Annotated in this window: 17 protein-coding genes; 7 read left to right on the forward strand and 10 right to left on the reverse strand. The window is 68.1% G+C overall.

What is annotated here, in order from left to right; translation table 11 throughout:
• Positions 1 to 53 precede the first annotated feature (53 nt).
• Positions 54 to 698, reverse strand: coding sequence for a TetR/AcrR family transcriptional regulator (locus C2U31_RS01460; protein ID WP_103271238.1), 645 nt, complete (start codon positions 696 to 698; stop codon positions 54 to 56).
• A 222-nt stretch (positions 699 to 920) separates the two neighbouring features.
• Between C2U31_RS01460 and C2U31_RS01465 the strand changes: the two genes are divergently transcribed.
• The 7 genes from C2U31_RS01465 (at position 921) to C2U31_RS01495 (ending at position 10415) form a co-directional block, all read left to right on the forward strand.
• Positions 921 to 2699: an ABC transporter ATP-binding protein gene (locus C2U31_RS01465; RefSeq protein ID WP_103271239.1), complete on the forward strand. Its 1779-nt coding sequence runs from the start codon at positions 921 to 923 to the stop codon at positions 2697 to 2699.
• Complete coding sequence (locus C2U31_RS01470; RefSeq protein WP_103271240.1) at positions 2693 to 4456, forward strand: ABC transporter ATP-binding protein; 1764 nt, start codon at positions 2693 to 2695, stop codon at positions 4454 to 4456. Before C2U31_RS01465 ends, C2U31_RS01470 begins: the two co-directional genes overlap by 7 nt.
• Positions 4456 to 5397, forward strand: coding sequence for an ABC transporter permease (locus tag C2U31_RS01475; protein WP_103271241.1), 942 nt, complete (start codon positions 4456 to 4458; stop codon positions 5395 to 5397). Before C2U31_RS01470 ends, C2U31_RS01475 begins: the two co-directional genes overlap by 1 nt.
• Entirely contained in the window at positions 5394 to 6344 is a 951-nt protein-coding gene (locus C2U31_RS01480; RefSeq protein WP_103271242.1) for an iron chelate uptake ABC transporter family permease subunit, read from the forward strand. Before C2U31_RS01475 ends, C2U31_RS01480 begins: the two co-directional genes overlap by 4 nt.
• On the forward strand, positions 6341 to 7111 hold the full coding sequence (locus tag C2U31_RS01485; RefSeq protein ID WP_103271243.1) for an ABC transporter ATP-binding protein: 771 nt from the start codon (positions 6341 to 6343) through the stop codon (positions 7109 to 7111). The genes C2U31_RS01480 and C2U31_RS01485 overlap by 4 nt, the downstream gene beginning before the upstream one ends.
• A complete protein-coding gene (locus C2U31_RS01490) occupies positions 7108 to 8085 on the forward strand; it encodes a siderophore ABC transporter substrate-binding protein (RefSeq protein WP_103271244.1) in 978 nt (325 codons plus the stop codon). The genes C2U31_RS01485 and C2U31_RS01490 overlap by 4 nt, the downstream gene beginning before the upstream one ends.
• 92 nt (positions 8086 to 8177) lie before the next feature.
• The gene (locus C2U31_RS01495; RefSeq protein ID WP_103271245.1) at positions 8178 to 10415 is read left to right on the forward strand and encodes a TonB-dependent siderophore receptor; all 2238 of its coding nucleotides are present in this window, start codon (positions 8178 to 8180) and stop codon (positions 10413 to 10415) included.
• A gap of 48 nt (positions 10416 to 10463) precedes the next feature.
• Here the strand turns inward: C2U31_RS01495 and C2U31_RS01500 are convergent, their stop codons facing one another.
• The 9 genes from C2U31_RS01500 to C2U31_RS01540 form a co-directional block, all read right to left on the reverse strand.
• Complete coding sequence (locus tag C2U31_RS01500) at positions 10464 to 11072, reverse strand: tail assembly protein (protein WP_103271246.1); 609 nt, start codon at positions 11070 to 11072, stop codon at positions 10464 to 10466.
• A gap of 65 nt (positions 11073 to 11137) precedes the next feature.
• Positions 11138 to 11362 carry a hypothetical protein gene (locus tag C2U31_RS01505; protein WP_103271247.1) on the reverse strand — a complete coding sequence of 75 codons (225 nt, stop codon included), beginning with the start codon at positions 11360 to 11362 and terminating at the stop codon, positions 11138 to 11140.
• Complete coding sequence (locus tag C2U31_RS01510; RefSeq protein WP_103271248.1) at positions 11346 to 11714, reverse strand: hypothetical protein; 369 nt, start codon at positions 11712 to 11714, stop codon at positions 11346 to 11348. Before C2U31_RS01510 ends, C2U31_RS01505 begins: the two co-directional genes overlap by 17 nt.
• Positions 11711 to 15301 carry a host specificity protein J gene (locus tag C2U31_RS01515; RefSeq protein ID WP_233772587.1) on the reverse strand — a complete coding sequence of 1197 codons (3591 nt, stop codon included), beginning with the start codon at positions 15299 to 15301 and terminating at the stop codon, positions 11711 to 11713. Before C2U31_RS01515 ends, C2U31_RS01510 begins: the two co-directional genes overlap by 4 nt.
• On the reverse strand, positions 15298 to 15903 hold the full coding sequence (locus C2U31_RS01520) for a tail assembly protein (RefSeq protein WP_103271249.1): 606 nt from the start codon (positions 15901 to 15903) through the stop codon (positions 15298 to 15300). The genes C2U31_RS01515 and C2U31_RS01520 overlap by 4 nt, the downstream gene beginning before the upstream one ends.
• The gene (locus C2U31_RS01525) at positions 15900 to 16679 is read right to left on the reverse strand and encodes a C40 family peptidase (protein WP_103271250.1); all 780 of its coding nucleotides are present in this window, start codon (positions 16677 to 16679) and stop codon (positions 15900 to 15902) included. Before C2U31_RS01525 ends, C2U31_RS01520 begins: the two co-directional genes overlap by 4 nt.
• 1 nt (position 16680) lies before the next feature.
• Entirely contained in the window at positions 16681 to 17409 is a 729-nt protein-coding gene (locus C2U31_RS01530; RefSeq protein WP_103271251.1) for a phage minor tail protein L, read from the reverse strand.
• Positions 17410 to 17473: 64 nt separating this feature from the next.
• Complete coding sequence (locus C2U31_RS01535; RefSeq protein ID WP_199770934.1) at positions 17474 to 17812, reverse strand: phage tail protein; 339 nt, start codon at positions 17810 to 17812, stop codon at positions 17474 to 17476.
• 2 nt (positions 17813 to 17814) lie between these two features.
• Complete coding sequence (locus C2U31_RS01540) at positions 17815 to 19113, reverse strand: phage tail tape measure protein (protein WP_233772589.1); 1299 nt, start codon at positions 19111 to 19113, stop codon at positions 17815 to 17817.
• Positions 19114 to 19132: the final 19 nt, after the last annotated feature.

The following is a 19132-nucleotide window of genomic DNA, read 5'->3' on the forward strand; positions in this document are numbered from 1 at the left end:
ACCTCGAAACGCCGCCAGGAGCGATCCTGGCGGCGTTTTTCATTGCGTCGGGCCTATTGCCGCGCCTGGAACAGCGCCGGGTCGAACGGCTCGCGCTGCTCCAGCACGGCCAGCGCGCCGACGATGAGCGCGTACATGCCCTGGGCGAACTCGGCCTCGACCTGGGCCTCCTCGGTGGCGCGGTCCGGCCTGGCGGCGGGCTCTTCCCCAGCCACCGAATACACCGTGTCGGCCACGGCGATGCAGTGGAACGCCACCGTCGCCAGCAGCACGCGCGCCTGATCCGGCGACACGCCATAGACGCGCGCGACCTCGCTCTGGTGGCCGTGGATCTTGGCCATCATGGGCTGGGTCGTGACCGAGGGGCGCAGCAGATACGGCGCCAGACCGGGATGCGTCTTGACCATGTCGCGCAGCGAGATGACCAGCGCGACCAGGTAGTCCCTCAGTTCGGGATGGGTATCGGCGCCGGCGTGCGGCACCGGCCAGCGGGTGAAGATCTCCTCGGCCACCATCAGCTTGAGCGCCTCCAGGCTGTCCACCCGCTTGTACAGCGCCATGTGGCTCACCCCCAGCGCGGCGGCGACATTGACGAAACTCACGTTCGGCAGGCCGACGGCGATGCCGGCGTCGGCGATCCGTTCACGCGTGATGGTGCGCGGGCGTCCGCGAGCCGCGGGCGGGGTGTCGGGGGGCATGGAGTCTCCGTGTGATGGGCGGCAACCCGGGGTCTGCCGCGCCAGCCTCTGAACAGGGAGTTTACTTCGCTGGCCGAATTAGTTTAGTATTCGTAAACTAATTCATCTGATTAGTTCAGATTCTCATTTACGTCTGCGTTTCCATGACGATCCCACTCCAACCTCCGGGGGGCGACCGGGCGGGAAACCCGCCAATTCCGTATTCCTGGATGCCCCTGTTCCATGAGCGCTCGTGACGCGGCCGCGGCCGGCCCAAAACCTCCCTCCCCGATCCGCTGGGCCCTGGCGCCCATCCGCGCCCGCCTGATGCTGGCGGCGGCGCTGGCCGCGACCGGCACCGCGCTGACGCTGGCGCCGCTGGCGGGCATGGTCCGGATCGCGCAGATCGCCCTGGGCGGCGCCAGCGGCGACATCTGGACGCTGGTCATCGCCAGCGTGATCAGCCTGTTCGCGGGCATGGTGCTGATCCTGGCCGGCGAGTTGGCCGCCCACCTGGCCGACAACCGCCTCACCCATCATTTGCGCCTGGCCGCCGCGCGGCGGCTGTCCCAGGTGCCCCTGGGCTGGTTCACGCAGCGCGCCTCGGGCGAGGTCAAGCAGGTGCTGCAGGACGACATCGCCACCCTGCACAGCCTGACCGCGCACTTCTACACCGCCGTGGGACGCGCGGCGGGCGCCATCGTGGCGTCGGCCGCCTATCTGTTCGCCATGGACTGGCGCCTGGCCATCGTCGCGCTGCTGCCGTTTCCGGGCTTCTTCCTGTTCCTGCGCCGCGCCATGAAGGCCAGCGGCGCGCACATGCAGGAATTCGTGGAACGGCTCGGCCGCATCAACAGCGCCACGGTCGAGTTCGTCAACGGCATACCCGTGGTCAAGGCCTTCGGCGACACTGGCCGCGCGCATGGCGGCTATCGCGAGGCGGTCGACGGCTTCGCCCGCGCCTTCGCCGCCTTCGCGCGCCCGCTGGTGGGCACCATGGCCCATGCCCACGCGATGATCGCGCCGGTGACGGTGCTGGGCCTGGTGCTGGCGTTCGGCCTGCTGTACGCGCATCTGGGCTGGATGACGCCGCTGGACGTGCTGCCCTTCGCGCTGGTCGCGCCGGGCATCTGCGCGCCAATGCTGCTGCTGCACACGCTGCTGCATGACCTGGGCGGCGCGGCCGGCGCGGCCCAGCGCGTGCAGGCGCTGCTGCAAACGCCCACGCTGGACGTCCCCGCGCCCGGCCAACGGCGACTGCCCGACGGCCAGGAAATCCGCTTCGAGGACGTCAGCTACGCCTACGGCCCGGAGCATCAGGCCCTGTCGAACCTCAGCTTCACGCTCGCGCCCGGCACGGTCACCGCCGTCGTCGGCCCGTCGGGCGCCGGCAAATCCACGCTGGCGCGGCTGCTGCTGCGCTTCTTCGACCCCACCAGCGGCCGCATCACGCTGGGCGGCGCCGACCTGCGGCAGCTCGACAGCACGGCGCTGTACCGCCGCATCGGCTTCGTGCTGCAGGACGTGCGCCTGATCCACGCCAGCGTGCGCGACAACATCGCGCTGGGCCGGCCCTCGGCCAGCCAGGCGCAGATCGAGGACGCCGCGCGCACCGCCAACATCCACGAACGCATCCTGGCGCTGCCGCGCGGCTACGACTCCGTGATCGGCGAAGACGCCCTGCTGTCGGGCGGCGAACGCCAGCGCGTGAGCATCGCCCGCGCCGTGCTGCTGGATCCGCCCGTGCTGGTGCTGGACGAGGCCACGGCCGCCGCCGACGCCGGCAATGAAGTCGCGATCCAGGACGCCCTGTCGCGCTTCGCGCAGGGCCGCACGCTGCTGGTGATCGCGCACCGGCTCGACACCGTGATGCACGCCGACCGCATCCTGGTGCTGGACGGCGGCGTCATCGCCGAACACGGCACGCATGCGCAACTGCTGGCGCAACAGGGCCGCTACGCGCGCCTCTGGGCCATGGGCGGCTACGAAGCGTCCGCGCATCTCCCGGAATTCTCATGCTGAAAACCTTCCTGCAACTGCTGGGCGAAGACGCGCCCGTCTTCCGCCGCTACGCCTGGATGGCCGTGGCCCATGGGCTGCTCTGCGGCCTGACCATCACCGCACTGGCGCCGCTGCTCTCGCGGCTGCTGGCCGGCGACCTGGGCGGCGCCGCGCGCTGGCTGGCCGTGCTGCTGGCCGGCGTGATCGCCTGCTGGGCCTGGCGCCGCCGGGTCGAACAGGCAGGCGTGCGCGTCGGCACCACGGTGCTGCAAACCGCGCGCCACCGCCTGGGCGACCATGTGGCCAGCCTGCCGGTGGGCTGGTTCACGCCGCAGAACACGGCGCGCCTGTCCCATATCGTCACGCAAGGCACGATGGCCGTGGCCCAACTGCCCGCGCATGTGTTCACACCGGTGATCGGCGGCCTGGTGACGCCCTTCGTCATCGTCGGCGCCCTGTTCGCCCTGCACTGGCAGCTGGGGCTGATCGCGCTGGCGGGCCTGCCGCTGCTGGCCGGCGTGCTGTTCCTGACCGGGCGGCTGGCGCGGCGCGCGGACGGCGCGTTCCATGAACGCTACGCCGGCGCCAGCCAGCGCATGGTGGAGTTTTCGCAGGCGCAGTCGGTGCTGCGCGCCTTCAATGGCGAAGGCGGCGGCATGCGCTTCCTGGAGCAGGCGGTGGACCGGCAACGGCAATCGGCGACGCGGCTGATCTTCCTGTCCTCGCTGGCGGCGGTGCTGAACGTGTGGGCGATCCAGGCCGTGTTCGCCGCGCTGCTGGTCGCGGCGGCCGTGTGGCTGAACGGCAGCCTGGGCGGCGCCCTGGCGACGCCCGACGTGATCGGCGCCATCGTCGCCCTGCTGCTGGTGGGGCGCTACATCGATCCGCTGCTGGAAGTGGCCGGCTACGGCGACGCGCTGCGCGGCGCGCGCGGACAGCTCGACGCGATCCGCGAATTGTTCGCCGTCCAGCCGCTGCCCGAGACGGACACGCCCCAGGCGCCGGGCGACGCCGCCATCGAGCTGCGCGGCCTGCATTTCCGCTACGCGCCCGACGCGGCCGAGGTGCTGCGCGGCATCGATCTGCGCATCGCGCCGGGCAGCATGACGGCGCTGATCGGCCCGTCGGGGTCGGGCAAGACCACGCTGGCGCGGCTGATCGCGCGCTTCTTCGACGCCAGCCAGGGCAGCGTGCTGATCGGCGGCGTCGACGTGCGCAGGATGTCGGGCGCGCAGCTGGCCGGCCAGCTCAGCCAGATCTTCCAGGACAGCTATCTGTTCACGGGCAGCATCGCCGACAACATCCGCGTCGGCAAGCCCGACGCCACCGAGGCCGAACTCATGCAAGCCGCGCGCCAGGCCGGCGTGACGGAGATCGTCGCGCGCCTGCCGCAAGGCATGGACACTCCGGTCGGCGAAGGCGGCGCGCGCCTGTCGGGCGGCGAGCGCCAGCGCATCGCCATCGCCCGCGCGCTACTCAAGAATGCTCCCATCCTGCTGGTGGACGAGGCGACCGCCGCGCTGGACGCCGAGAACCAGCACGTCATCGCCGAGACGCTGGCGCGACTGCGCGGCCGCTGCACGCTGGTCGTGATCGCGCATCAGCTGTCCACCGTGGCGATGGCCGACCAGATCGTGGTGCTGGAGGATGGCCGCGTCGTCGAACAAGGCGCGCCGGCCGACCTGCGCGAGCGCCGGGGCCGCTATGCCGAGTTCCTGGCCCAGCGCCAGGCGGCCAAGGGCTGGCGCATCACGGCGGCCGACGGAGCGCGGCCCTGATGCGTCTGCGCCTGTCCCTGCTGCTGCTCGCATTGAGCTGCGCGTCGGTGCTGATCGGCGCGCGGCAAATGGAATGGCAGCGGCTTTTCTCGATGTCGGGCGACGCCTGGCTGACGCTGACGGCCAGCCGGCTGCCGCGCCTGGCGGCGCTGGTGCTGACCGGCGTGGGCCTGTCCGTCTGCGGCGTGATCCTGCAGCACATCGTGCGCAACCGTTTTGTCGAGCCCGGCACCTCGGGCGGACTGGACGCCGCCAAGCTCGGCATCCTGGTATCGCTGACGCTGGCGCCGGCCGCCGGCGTCGCCAGCCGCATGCTGTTCGCGCTGGCCTTCTGCTTCGCGGCCAGCATGCTCTATGTCGCCATCATCCGCCGCATCAAGTTCCGCAACACGGTGCTGGTGCCCGTCGTCGGCCTGATGTACGGCAGCGTGCTCAGCGCCGTCGCCGAGTTCTACGCCTACCGCCACAACATCCTGCAAAGCATGCAGGGCTGGTTGCTGGGCGATTTCTCGCGCGTGGTGCAGGGCCGCTACGAAATCCTCTACCTGGTGCTGCCCGTGGTCGCGCTGGCCTATCTGTACGCGCACCGCTTCACCGTGCTGGGCATGGGCGAGGAAATGGCCGCCAGCCTGGGCCTGGGCTACGCCGCCACGGCCGCGCTGGGGCTGGTGCTGGTGGCGGTGACGGTGTCCGCCAGCGTGATCGTGGTGGGCGCGATTCCCTTCATCGGGCTGGTGGTGCCCAATCTGGTCGCGCTGCGCCATGGCGAGAACCTGGGCCGCACGCTGCCCATCGTCGCGCTCGGCGGCGCCTCGCTGCTGCTGGCCTGCGATATCATCGGCCGCCTGCTGATGCACCCGTTCGAAGTGCCGATCGGCCTGACGGCCGGCGGCGTGGGCGGCGTGCTGTTCCTGATACTGATCCTGCGGGGGCTGCGATGAGGCGCGTCTCCCGTCCGTGGCTGATCCTGGCGGCGGTGGCCGCGCTGGCGGCGGTGTTCGTGCTCGCGGGTTCGGGCCTGGATTTCGGCTACGTGATCCCGAAGCGGCTGGTCCGGCTGGCCGCCATCGTCGTCGGCGGCGTCTGCGTGGCGCTGTCGGCCATCGTGTTCCAGACGCTGGTGAACAACCGCATCCTGACGCCCGCCATCATGGGCTACGAAGCGGTCTACCTGCTGTGGCAATCGCTGCTCCTGCTGCTGGCCGGCGCGCAGGCGCAGGCCGCGCTGGGCGCGGGCGGCGGCTTCATCGTGTCGCTGCTGCTGATGCTGGCTTACTCCTGGGGCATCCACCGCTGGCTGCTGCGGGGCGGGCGCGACGATGTGTACCTGCTGCTGCTGGTCGGGCTGGTGCTGACGATGGTGATCGGCACCTTCACGCAGTTCGTGCAGCTGCGCATCAGCCCGGGCGAATTCGCCGTGTTCCAGGGACTGAGCTACGCCTCGTTCAACCGCGCGCGGCCCGACACGTTGCTCTATGCGACGCTGGCCGTGGCGGCCGTCTGCCTGGCCTGCCGCAAGTCGCTGCCGGTGCTGGACGTGCTGGCGCTGGGCCGCGAACAGTCCCTGTCGCTGGGGGTGGACCATCCGCGCCATGTGCGGCGCTACCTGGCGCTGATCGCCGTGCTGGTGGCGGTTTCGACCAGCCTGATCGGGCCGACGGCCTTCATGGGCATCTTCGCCGCCAACATCGCCTATGCGCTGGCGGGCAGCGTCAGGCACCGGATCGTGCTGCCGCTGGGCTGCGCCATCGCGATCGCCATCTTCCTCGCCGCCCAGCTGCTGGTCGAGCATGTCTTCAACTACAAGACCACCGTCAGCATCCTGGTGAACCTGGTGTGCGGCGCGTATTTCCTGGCGCTGACGGTCCGCGCCCGAGGCACTTCATGATCGCCGTCCGCAATCTCCACAAAGCCTATGGCGCGAAGACGGTGCTGGCCGACGTCAGCTGCGAATTCCCCGCCGGCCGCGTCACCTCGCTGATCGGCCCCAACGGCGCCGGCAAGTCCACCCTGCTGATGCTGATGGCGCGGTTGCACGCGCCCAGCCAGGGCCAGATCCTGCTGGACGGCCGCGACGCCGGCGCCATCCGCATCGCCGACTACGCCAGGCGCGTGGCCACGCTGCGCCAGTCGCCCGGCTTCAACCTGCGCCTGACGGTGGACGAGCTGGTCGCCTTCGGCCGCTTCCCATACAGTCGCGGCGCGCTGACCGCCCAGGACCGCAAGGCCATCGACGAGGCCATCGCCTTCCTGGACCTGGCGCCGCTGCGCCAGTCCTACCTGGACGAACTGAGCGGCGGCCAGCGCCAGATGGCCTTCCTGGCCATGACCATCGCGCAGCAGACCGACGTGCTGCTGCTGGACGAGCCGCTGAACAACCTGGACATGAAGCACGCGGTGCAGATCATGCGCGCGCTGCGCCGCCTGTGCGACGAGCAGGGGCGCACCGTGATCCTGGTGATCCACGACATCAACTTCGCCGCCAACTATTCCGATCACATCGTGGCGCTGAAACATGGCGCGCTGCGTTTCAGCGGCCCGGTCGACGAGGTCGTGACCGAAGCACGGCTGGGCGAGCTGTACGAGCTGGATTTCGAGATCGTGCCGAACGGAAGCGGCCGTCTCTGCAATTACTTCACCCCCTCTGGAGCATGAGCGTGTACTGGAAGATCAAGCGCCGGGCAGCGGCGTCGGCAATGGTTGTGGCGGCCATCCTGGCGGGTTGCGGCGACGACCCCGCAGAAGCGCCGCAAGCCGCGCAGGCGCTGGCCGCGCCCGTCACGGTCAAGCACCAGCTGGGCACCACCACGGTCGCCAACGTGCCGCGCAAGGTCGCGGTGCTGGACATGAACGAGGCCGATTTCCTCGACCAGCTCGGCGTGCCGATCGCCGGCATGACGAAGGACTATGTGCCGCACTTCCTGTCCAAATACAAGGACGCGCCCTACGTGCAGGACCTGGGCGCCATCGTGCAGCCCAACCTGGAACGCGTGCACGCGCTCAAGCCCGACCTGATCCTGATCACGCCGATCCAGGCCAATCATTATCAGGAGCTTGCCGAGATCGCGCCCACGCTGCATTTCGACGTGGACTACAAGAACAGCCAGCGCACCCACATCGCCACCGTCAAGCAGCACCTGCTGACGCTGGGCCGCATCTTCGACAAGGAAGCGCTGGCGCGGGAAAAGGCCGCCGAACTGGACGCCAAGGTGGAGGAAGCCCGGCGCGTGACTGCCGGCCGCCCCGAGAAGGCCATGATCGTGATGCACAACAACGGCGCCTTCAGCGCGTTCGGCGTGCAATCGCGCTATGCCTTCGTGTTCGACGCCCTGGGCGTGCGGCCCGCCAGCACCGCCGTCGAGACCAGCCTGCACGGCCAGCCGATATCCAGCGAATTCATCCAGGAAGCCAACCCCGACATCCTGTACGTGGTGGACCGCAGCGCCGTGATGGAGCGCCGTCCCGTCATGGACGCCGAGCGCATGGCCAATCCGCTGCTGCGCCAGACCAATGCCTGGAAGAACGGCCGCGTGGTGTTCGTCGACGCCGACGCCTGGTACATCACCGCCGCCAGCGTGACCTCGCTGACGCTGCTGATCGACGACGTCATCAAGGGCTATCGACGCTGACCCGGCATCGGGTCCCTCGCTTCCCGCTTTTCGCTTTCTTGTCCGGCTCCGGCCGGCGACTGCTACCCCGTTTCGAACGAAAGGAAACTGGCATGACCACACTCGGCCATACACAACGCTCCGACCGGCCCGCCCGACAGTCGGCTCACTCCCGCAATGGCCTGCCCCCGCCGCGCGCCACCGCGCTGTTGCTGAGCCTGACGCTGGGTGCGCTGGCATCCTCCGCGCTGGCGCAGACGAGCGGCAACGCCGCCGCCGGCAGTGCGGCGCCGGCCTCGACGGAGGCGGCAACCCTTGCGCCCATCAAGGTGCAAGGGCATGCCGAGGAAGTCGGCCCCTACGCCGGCGGCCAGGTGACGACCGGCGGCCGCGTCGGGCTGCTGGGCGACAAGGATTTCATGGAGACGCCGTTCAACACCATCAGCTACACCGACAAGTTCATCGCGGATCGACAGGCGCGGGATATCACCGACGTGATTTCCGCCACCGATCCCACCGTGTTCAGCAATGGCCAGACGGGCACTATCAACGAGTTCTACTACATCCGTGGTTTCGCCTCGGCCATCGGCGACGTTTCCTTCGGCGGTCTGTACGGCATCTCGCCCTACTACCGGGTCTCGCCCGAGATGTTCGAGCGCATCGACGTGCTCAAGGGTCCGTCCGCGCTGCTCAACGGCATGCCGCCCGGCGGTTCCGTCGGCGGCAGCGTCAACCTGGTTCCGAAGCGCGCCGGCGACGATCCGCTGGCGCGCCTGACCGGCACCTATATGTCCGACGCGCAGTTCGGCACCCACGTGGACCTGGGCCGGCGTTTCGGCGACAACAAGCAGTTCGGCATCCGCTTCAACGGTGTGTACCGCGACGGCGAAGGCGCGATCAACAACCAGAAGCACAAGTCGCAGCTGGGTTCGCTGGGCCTGGACTGGCGCGGCGAGCGCGCCCGCGTCTCGGCCGACCTCTACAGCAGCGAAGACCACGTCAAGGGCCAGACGCGCGGCATCAGCCTGGCGCCCGGCATCGCCGTGCCCAAGCCGCCCAGGCCCGACACGCTGCTGAACCCGGACTGGGCCTTCGTCGAGACCAAGGACAAGGGCGCCGTCATCCGCGGCGAGTACGACTTCAGCGACCGGCTCATGGCCTATGCGGCCTTCGGCGCCAGCAAGACCAACTACAGGCAGAACGGCGCGATATCGGCCCAGGTGCTGAACCCGGCGGGCGACTTCAAGACCGTCATGGGCCAGCTGGCCTTCGATGTGGAGAAACGCTCGGGCGAACTGGGCCTGAAAGGCAAACTCGACACCGGCCCGGTCAAGCATCAATGGGCCTTGAACGCCACGCACTACTCGCACACGCAGAACGACTATGGCCGTCGCAGCGTGCCAGGCGCGGACTGGACCACCAACATCTATCACCCGGTCTGGGGCGACGCGCCCGCCTTCATCGCGCCGCACATTTCCAAGACCAAGCTGCGCCTGGCCAGCTACGGCCTGGCCGACACGATGTCGTTCGCCGAGGATCGCGTGCAGCTGACGCTGGGCGTGCGCCGCCAGCAGGTAATCAGCGACACCTACAACATCAAGACCGGCGATCGCACCTCGCGCTACGACGAAAGCGCGACCACGCCGGCCGCCGCGATTCTGGTCAAGCTCACGGACCGCGTGTCGGTCTACGCCAACTACATCGAGGGCCTGAGCCAGGGCGCCACCGCGCCCATGACGGCGGCCAACGCCGGCGACGTGTTCGCGCCTTACAAGACCAAGCAGAAGGAAATCGGCCTGAAGCTGGACCTGGGCGACTTCGCCCACACCGTCAGCCTGTACGAGATCAAGCGCCCCAACGGCTACACCGATCCGTACACCAACGTCTTTTCCTTCGGCGGCGAACAGCGCAACCGTGGCGTCGAATGGAGCTTCTTCGGCGCGCCGTGGACCGGCCTGCGCCTGATGGGCGGCGTGGCCTATGTCGATCCCGAGCTGACCAAGACCGCCGGCGGCGTCAACCAGGGCAAGACCGCCACCGGCGTGCCCAAGCTGCAGGGCAAGCTAGGCGTGGAATGGGACGTGCCCGCGTTGCAGGGTTTCACGCTGACCGCCAACGCGACCGCCGCGACCAAGCAGTACATCAGCGCCGACAACTCGCTGTCGGTGCCGGGACGCGTGGTCTATGACGTGGGCGCGCGTTACGCCACCATGGTCGGCAACCATCCTGTGACGCTGCGCGCCAACGTGCTGAACGTGACCAACAAGGCCTACTGGGGCATGCCGCAGCTGACCAGCCTGGGCCTGGGCGCGCCGCGCACATTCATGCTGTCGGCGACAGTGGACTTCTAGGCGCGAACGCGAGCATGCCGTCGGCGCCCCTGGGCGGGACGCCCCGCGCTACGCCTGGTCCTCCGAATAGATCCCCGCCGAGATCGTGGCGCTGCCCACGATCATCTCGCCGTAGATCACGGGCACCGGATTGCCCTGCGCCGTGGTGTTGACCGGGCCGTTGAAGTTGTAGGAAGCGCCGTTGTCCGGACCGTCCTTGACGCTGAGCAGGCGTTGCTGCGGCGTCAGCAGCTGCGCCACGCCGCTCAGCGCCATGGCGGCGCCCATGGATGCCAGCCCGGCGGACCAGGTGACGGTGGTGCCGGACCACATGGCCACGTTCAGCCCGGGAATGAAGCTGGCCGCGATCATGGCCGCGCCCAGGATCGCCTGGAACAGGCCGCCACGCTTGGCGCCGGCCGGCATCGGCGCGATGCGGATCTCGTCCTGCCCGGCGGGCAGGACGAGTTCATCCTCGGCCAGGTTGCGGCGGCCGATGAAGCAGGCGTAGCGCACGCCCTGGTCGCCGCTGTCCAACATGCGCCGCTCGAAGCCGGGCAGCAGCGCGCACAGCGCGCGCACGGCTTCGGCGGCGCTGCCGACGGCCAGGCGGTGCAGGCGGCCGAACTCGGCGCCCAGGGCGCCGTAGAGGCGGATGGTTTTGAGTGTGGGAGTCATGGAACTCACTGATAGAAATGCCCGCCAGCGAATCACTCTGAGAAATTCCGCTGGACAGGCGGTCGTCAGCCCTCGCCGCCCAGCTGGACGGTAGGTTGCTGAACAGGCTTGGGGTAGCGCTGCTTTACGCCTTGACATTGCACGACCCAGTCCAGCACCGGACCGGGCAGCTCCTGTCCCGACTCATGCAGGAAGCTGGCGAATTTCATGATGGCGTCGAGCTGGTCGCCGATGGCGGGGTAGGCCCGGGCGCGCAGAGGCGCGTAGGGTTCGCTATGCCGGATTTTCAATGGTGAACTCCTTGTCGAGGTAGGGCCAGGCTTGGACCGAAACGCGGTAGCTTTCCGGTTGATCGAATTCCAGTTCGACCGTTTCCGTGGTCGCTTCGTATCGGCGGTTGTTGATCAGGATCTCGCAAGGCACCGGCAGATCGTTCAGAACCCTGCCTTGCAGAATGGCCGGATTTTCCAATCGCGGCACGACCTGACCATCGCGCACGTAATGCGTATCGCCGTCGACCGAGCCCTCGACATGCCCACTGGCCTGATTCAGGCTTGCGAGATCAGTAATCAAGTCTTGCTGCTGCAAGGAAACCACGCTGAAAACGCGTCCATCCGCGTCATAGAGAGAATAGATTTTCATCGCAAAAGTCCCATCAAGGCGATATCCCCGGACGCATATCCATAGCCGTCCCAAGGACGTGGAAACGTAACGGTCAAGGTGTATGTTCCTGGGTCCAATTGGCCGCTCAACCAGGATGCCGGCGCAATGCCGTTCAATCCGAAATTGGAAGTCCATTCCCCATGAGGGTCGTTCTCCCATCGGTAATCGCCCGAGAAGCTGTGCTTCTGCATGACGAGAATTCGGGCTGCAACATTCAGCGAAATTGAAACCGACGCCGTCGTGATCCCCGAATAAACCCCGATCCTCATCGAAAAACTGACCGAGTTGTTCACCACGACCGCGCCACTGGCGATTCGCAGCGTATCCACCTGCGCAATACCGATGTTCGCGGTCTTGATGTATGCATCTGTCAGCGTGGCCATCTTTGCGGTCAGGGAACCAGCATTGAGACGATCCACGTTCAGGTAGCCGGCGTTGATCTTCTCGGCGTCCAGGTTGCGAACCATCGCATTCGTGATCCTTCCCGTCCCTATCACCGCATCATTGATCACCGTCTGCCCGTTCTCGATCACGAACGGCGTCGTGACGGCCCCATTGGCCAAGCTCAGGAAACCAAAGCGGTCGGCCAGGAAGTACACCGAGCTTTGCACCCGACCATCCGGGTTGGTGTAGGCCCCCAGCGACATGCCTGCCGCATAGACCTTGTCGTCCTTGGTGACCTGGGCCTTGACGCTCCAGGTGGCCTTGAGCTGGCCATCCAGCCCCGCCAGCGCCGTGCGCGATTCCTGCACGCCGGCGGCGGCGCCGTTGGCCACCGCCAGCGTGGTGTCCACCCGCGTGGCCAGCGCGCCGTCGGCGTCGACCCGCTCCGTCTTCTCGGCGGTGATCGCGGCGCGCGCCTGATCCAGGCCGCTGGTCAGTCCGTCGATGGTCGAGGTCAGTTCCTGCGCCAGCTGGTCCCGCTTGATCTGGCCGTTCAGGTATTCGAGGATCTCGCTGGCCTGCCAGCTGGCCTCGCCCATCACACCCGGTCCGTCCGGATACCAGGCGCCGATCTCGCCGTTCAGGGCGACGATGCGGCCCCAGAAGAAAAAGCGCTTGCCGGCCGACAGGCCGGACAGGGTGTGCGCGTTCTGCGGAAAGGCGAAATCCCCCAGCTTGATCGCGCTGGCGCGGTCATTGGTCGGGCCGTACCAGATCTCGGTGCGCTGCGCGGTGAAGCGTCCTTCCGGAAATCCCCAGCGCAAGCCAATGCCGAACACCTGCGATTGTGTGGCCAGCTGGGCCAACGCCGGCGGCGGCGCCAGGTCTCCCTGGAGCTGGGTCTCGGTCGTGCTGGCCCAGACCGAGGACACGTCGGCGACGTTGATGGCGCGCACCCGCGCCACGTAGGCGCCGGCGCGGATGTCGGGCAGTTCCAGCGTCAGCGAGCCGGTGCGACCGGCCTCGACCCAATCGGAATTGTCGCGGCGCCATTGCACGTGGTAGGCCACGGCGGACGGCGCGGCCGCCCATGAGATCTCGGCCACGTGGCGCGCGATGCCCTGGTCGATGACCGAGCGCGAGGCCAGCCGGATGTTCTGCGGCGCGGCCTGCACCGACGGCGGCACGACCGTGATGGGCTTGGGATCCAGCCGGGTGCCGAAGTCCACGTTGTCGAACTTGCCGGGCTCGTGCTGGATGGCGGAGATCTCGGCCACCAGCCCTTCCTTGCGCTTGACGGCAAGCACGCGGAAGGTCTGCGCCGACAGCGCCTCGGACTCCAGCGTCCACACGCACTCGGCCTGCGGCGCCTGCGAGAACGGCGCGGTGACGGTGATGTGCAGCACCGAGCCGGGCAGGCCCACCAGGTCGGCGGTCAGCTCGGTGGTGTCCACGGTGAACTCGGTATTGTCCGCGGTGAGTCTGGTGCCGACCGCTCCCGCCACCACGCGCGTTTCGGACACGCCGCTGGGCAGGTTGACGGTCAGCCGGTCGCCGGGGCGCACGCCCAGTTCCGCATCCACCGTGACCACGGTGGTCGTGGCCTCGCGGATGCGGCCGCCGATGCGGCGGCCGGCCAGATGCTGGTCGGCGACGCGGATGATGCTGCCGGGACGCACGCGGCAGGCGTCCAGGCCCACCGAGAACGTGACCGAGCGCGTTTCCAGGTTGGAGGTCAGCAGCATCCACTTGCCGACGCGGTGCGCCTGGCCGCGCGACGTGCAGCCAAAGCCCGTGACCTCGACCTGCTGGATGCCGTAACGCGCGATGCCCTCGCGGTTCTCGACGTACTCGACCTTCTGCCGGCCCATCTCGGACAGGTCGTTCCACGACACCAGCGCCACCGTATAGCGGGTGCCCAGCGCCGAGCCCACATAGCTGAACTTGCCGTCCACCACGTTGGCCGACGAGTAGGTATAGACCGGATCGGACGGCATGTCCGCCGCCGCGAACACCGAGGCATTGGCCCAGTACGCCATGCCTCGGAAGATGGACGCGAAGTCCTGCACCACGCGGTAGGCGTCGGCGGCCTGCTGCAGATAGACGTTGCAGGTGAAGCGCGGCTCCTTGCCGCCGAAACCGTCGTCGACCATCTCGTCGCAGTAGCGGCCGATCTGGTACAGGCCCCACTTGTCGAGCCAGCCGGCCGGCACGCGCGTGCCCAGGCCGTAGCGATCATTGCTGATCAGGTCGTGGAAGACCCAGGCCGGGTTGTTGGTCCAGGCCAGCTTGAAGGTGCCGTCCCAGACGCCGCTGTAGCTGCGCAGTTCCGGATCGTAGTTGGCCGGCACGCGGATGATGCGGCCGCGCACGTGATAGGCGCGCGTCGGGATGCTCTGGAACTGCGAGGCGTTGATCTTGATGCCGACCACGGCCGACATGGGATAGCGCAGCTTGGCGTCGATGACCTCGGTGACGCTGTCGATGAAGGTACGGTCGGCGATGGTGTTGCTGTTGGCATTGGGCGTGATGCGGCGCAGGCGGATGCTCCAGCCCTGGCGAGCGCGCGGCAGCTCGATGCGGTGCGAGCGCATGTAGCGCTGCGTGGTCTTGCCGTCGAACGCGCTGGACAGCACTTCCTGGTAGCCGGCGCCGTCCACGCTCAGGTCGATGGCGTATTCGACGCGATAGCCGTTGATGTCGCCGTTCCCGGTGTTGGCCTTGCTCAGGCCCTCCACGCCCAGCGTGACGCGGATGGCGGATGCCTGCAGGTTGGCGAACAGCCGCGTCCAGTGCTGCGCGGCCTTCAGCTCGGCGCCGACGGCGATGGTGTTCTCGGCCGCCGGAAAGCCGGGCAACGGCTCCTGCAGCTGGGTGCCGGTGCGAAAGTCGATGGCCGCGCCGCTGAAATTCAGCGTGCCGTCGGCGTTGGCGACCGGCGTGCCGTTCAGGTAGACGTCGCGCAGCGCGTTGTCCATGCCATGCACCGGCCCGTAGATCTCGCCCTCGCCCAGCAGGTCGATGACGCGGGCATAGGCCGTGCTGTGCAGGCTGTCGCGCACTTCCACGGGCGTGCGCCCGCCGCCGCCGCCCTTGCCGCCCTTGTGGCCGGCCGGGATGGGCGCGCCATGAGAAAAGGCGCCCTCGGGCGCCTTTTTCCTGATGCGTTGTCGTTGTTTCATGCTTGGTCTTCCGAGTAGATGCCCGCGGAGATGGTGGCGCTGCCGACGAACATTTCGCCATACAGCAGCGGCACGGGATTGCCCTGGGCCGTGGTGTTCACGGGGCCGTTGAAGTTGTAGGAAGCGCCGTTGTCCGGACCGTCGCCGACGCTCAGCATGCGCTGCTGCGGCGACAGCATCTGCGCCACGCCGTTGAGCATCATGGACGCGCCCATGGCGGCGACGGCGCTGACCCAGGTGCCGGCCTTGAAGGCCGCGGCCATTCCACCCGAGTAGAAGGTCGCCGCCGCCAGCAGCACGGCGCCCAGGATGGTCTGGAACAGGCCGCCGCCTTTGGCCCCGGCCAGCACCGGCGCGATGCGGATGGCATCGTCGCCCACCGGCAGGCCCAGCTCGTCCTCGGCCAGGTTGCGCTTGCCCGCGAAGCAGGCGAAGCGCACGCCGCGCTCGCCGCTGTCGGCCAGCGCCTTCTCAAAACCGGGCAGCAGCGCGCACAGCGCCCTGACCGCCTCGGCCGGACTGGCCACGGCCAGCCGGTGCTCGCGGCCGAAGGCGCGGCCCAGCCAGCCGTACAGCCGCACGGTACGTATTCTTTCGATCATGGTTGTCCTTGGTAGCGCAGCACGGCGCGGGTCGATTCGCGCCAGAAGCCGCCGTACACCACGCGTTCGGAATCGCGTCCGTACAGGTGATGCAGCATGGCGTCCGGCAACGGGTGCAGGCCGGGGGCCTCAGCCAGGGGTTCGTCGCCCAGGAATACGCCGGCGTGGTTGGCGCGGTCCGAGCGGACCTGCATCAGCACCACATCGCCCGGCCCCAGCGCTTCATCGGCCCGCAAGGGGCGAAAGCCGGCTTCGGCGTAGTGGTCCATGTACAGGTCGCCCGGCTTGCCGGGTTCCCACCATCCGTCGTCGCGCGAAAAATCGGGCAGGACGATATCGCGCTCGCGCGCGTACCAGTCGCGCACCAGCGTGTAGCAGTCCAGCACGCCGTGCGCGAACTGGCGGCCCAGCAGCGGCGCCCGGTAGCCTTCGGGCGCGAAGCCACGGATCTCGCCGGCGACAACATCGCCGTTCTCGGACTTCTCCACCGCCACGATGTACCAGGGCAGGCCCGACGCCTCGCAGGCGACGCGATCGGCCTCGCTGGGCGCGGCCGGCGCGTCCGGATGCGAGTGCACCACGGCCACGATGTCGCCGCTTTCCTCGGCGGCGGCGTAGTCCTCGGCCGACATCACGAAGTGCTCGGCGCTGGCCGCCGTGTTGCGGCAGGGCTGGTACCATTCGCGCCGGCCGGCCTTGAGCACCAAGCCGCAGCATTCCAGCGGATAGGCCGCCACGCCATGGTCGCGGATCGCCTGCAAGGTCTTCTTGCGCATGCTAGCCCCTGATCAGGTCGGCCGACGGAAAGCCGCCGAAGTTGATGACCTCGTATTCACCGAAGCGCTTCTTGCAGTCGGACATCAGGCCCGAGCAGCGGTCCAGCGTGGGATCGGTGACGCGGTTGCCATTGAGGTCGAACATGCGCCCGCCGGTATAGCCGCAGTAGGGGCCGCGATAGCCGCCCTTGCGCAGCCACGCGCACACGCCGGCGATGATGGGCCGGTCGGGCAGCTTCTGGCCATTGAAGTCGAGCGCGCTGGCGAGCGTGAACTCGACCACCTGCGCCGTCTCCAGCGTCTTCTGCTGCACGATCCAGATTTCCGGCGGCAGCTCTTCGCGCGGATCGGCGCTGGGGTTGCCCTCCGGGAAATTGGCGGCGTCCAGATATCTGCCCAGCGTGCGCCGCGCCACCACGCGCGCGCCCACCAGGTCGTCCAGGTGCACGCACAGCGACGAGATCACGCCGGCCAACGGCCGGCCCTGCGCATCCTGGCCGATGTTGCCCACGCGCAGCGTGGGCGAGGGCTGCTGCCCTTCGCCCACCTGCTCGAAGCCCTCGGCCTGGATGGCCCAGGGCTCGTAGCGCTGGCCCTGCCAGAAGATCGGTCCGACCTGCATATAGCCGTGGAACCGCAGGACCTCGCCGCCGATGCCGCTGGCATCCAGCTCGAACAGCTCGACCAGCGCGCCCGGCTCAAGTTTTTGTATGTCTGCGTTGATGCCCATTTGCTCAAACTCCATCCGCGTCGCGGAAATTGCGCGCGCCCGGCCGGGTCCGCCGGCGCGCGCTTCAGGGGGTCACGGACTCTTCGAACGTGACCGCGATGGTGTACATGTCCGCGCCCATGGGCTGCACCGACAGCGAGCGCGCCTTGTAGCGGCCCGCCTCGCCCAGCGGCGGCGTCCACATGAAGGACTTGCCGCCGGCATGCCGGCGCACGAAATCCAGGATGGGACGCACGTAGACTTCGTTGCCCACGAATTGCAACGGCCAGGACTGCGTGACGGTATGGATGCCGTCGGCGGCCTCCTGCTCGTAGCCGTCGCCGAACTGCACGCGCAGCGTGCGGTCCTTGAACGCGCCGACGGGGTTGGGCCGGGGCGACCAGTTGAAGACTTCGAATGCCATGCTCAGGCTCCCAAACGGTTGTTGCTGGCCTGCCAGGCGAGGCCGCCCTGGCGGTAGGATTGCGACATGCGCCGGTCCACCAGCTGCGTGACGTACTCGCCGATCTGCTGGCCGAACTGCTTCCAGCCCGGTTCGCCGGAATCGGAACTGGCGCTGACGTTGCCGTCCTGTACGTAGACGTTCACGGCCACGCCGCCCGCGCCGGTGCCGGCGCCACTGTCTTGTGGCAGTCCGGCGAAAGAGGCGCGGATGCCCAGCGAGCCGTCGGCGCCGCGATGCAGCGGCATCACGGCTTCGGGGCCGGCCTCGCCCATCAGGCCCATGGGGAAGGCGGTGGCGCGACTGACGATGCCGTTGGTGAATGCGCCGCCTGTCGCGAACTTGACCGGGAAGGCCTGTGCGACGGGCTGGGAACCAAACCCGAATAGACCCATCACCGAATTGCCGATATCCCCGAAGAATCCGCCGATGTCGCCAAGCAAGCCACCCAGCGGCCCGCCCTTGGTGAAATCACCGAACATCAGGTCCATGAGCTTGGCCGACGCGGCCGAACTGACCATCTTCGCCACCGAGTTCAGGAACGACAGCCCCATCTTGTCGAACTTGTCGGAGACGAAGTCGTACATGCGGGTGCCCAGGATGTCCTGGATCTTGCCCGCGCCCTCGCGCGCCGAGTCGGTCAGGCTGTCGATCAGCTTGGTCATGAAGTCCGGGTCGTCCTTCTTGCCAAGCTCGCGTTCCTGCTTGTAGAGCTGCGTATCCGTCAGGCCGCCCCTGGCGTACTCGTCCCTGGCCCAGCCGAGCTTCCTGGCGTTCTCGGCGTCGCGTTCCGGATTCTTGCCGGTCACGCTGTTGATATAGGCGCGCCGTGCGCTTTCCTCGTCGTTCCAGTCGGCTTCCCTGGCCGCCGACATGAGCATGTTCTTGGTGCCCTCGTCCTCGCCCGCGAACTTGCCGCGCGAGGTTTCGTACACCATCTTGTCCGCCGCGGAGGTCTTGCCCGACAGCGCCAGGGCGCGGTCCATGTCGGCGATGGTCTGCTCGGCCAGCGACGACTGCCGCGCCTGCGTTTCCTTGCCCAGCAATTGCACGGACTTGCCGCGTTCGGCATTGGAGGCTTTCAGCGAGACGGCTTCGGCCTTGCCCGTCGTGCCGGCCAGACCCGCCGCCTTGTTGTAGTCGCGCATGGCCAGCGCGGCCTTCTGCATTTCGAGCGTCTGCGCCTTCAGGCTGGCGGTCGTCTGCTTCACAGCATTGTCCAAGGCCTGTTGCGCGGCGACGCTGCTTGAGTTGTTCGTCATGATTTTCCACACATCATCG

This window comes from Achromobacter sp. AONIH1 (genome assembly GCF_002902905.1).
In the GTDB taxonomy this organism is placed as follows: domain Bacteria; phylum Pseudomonadota; class Gammaproteobacteria; order Burkholderiales; family Burkholderiaceae_B; genus Achromobacter.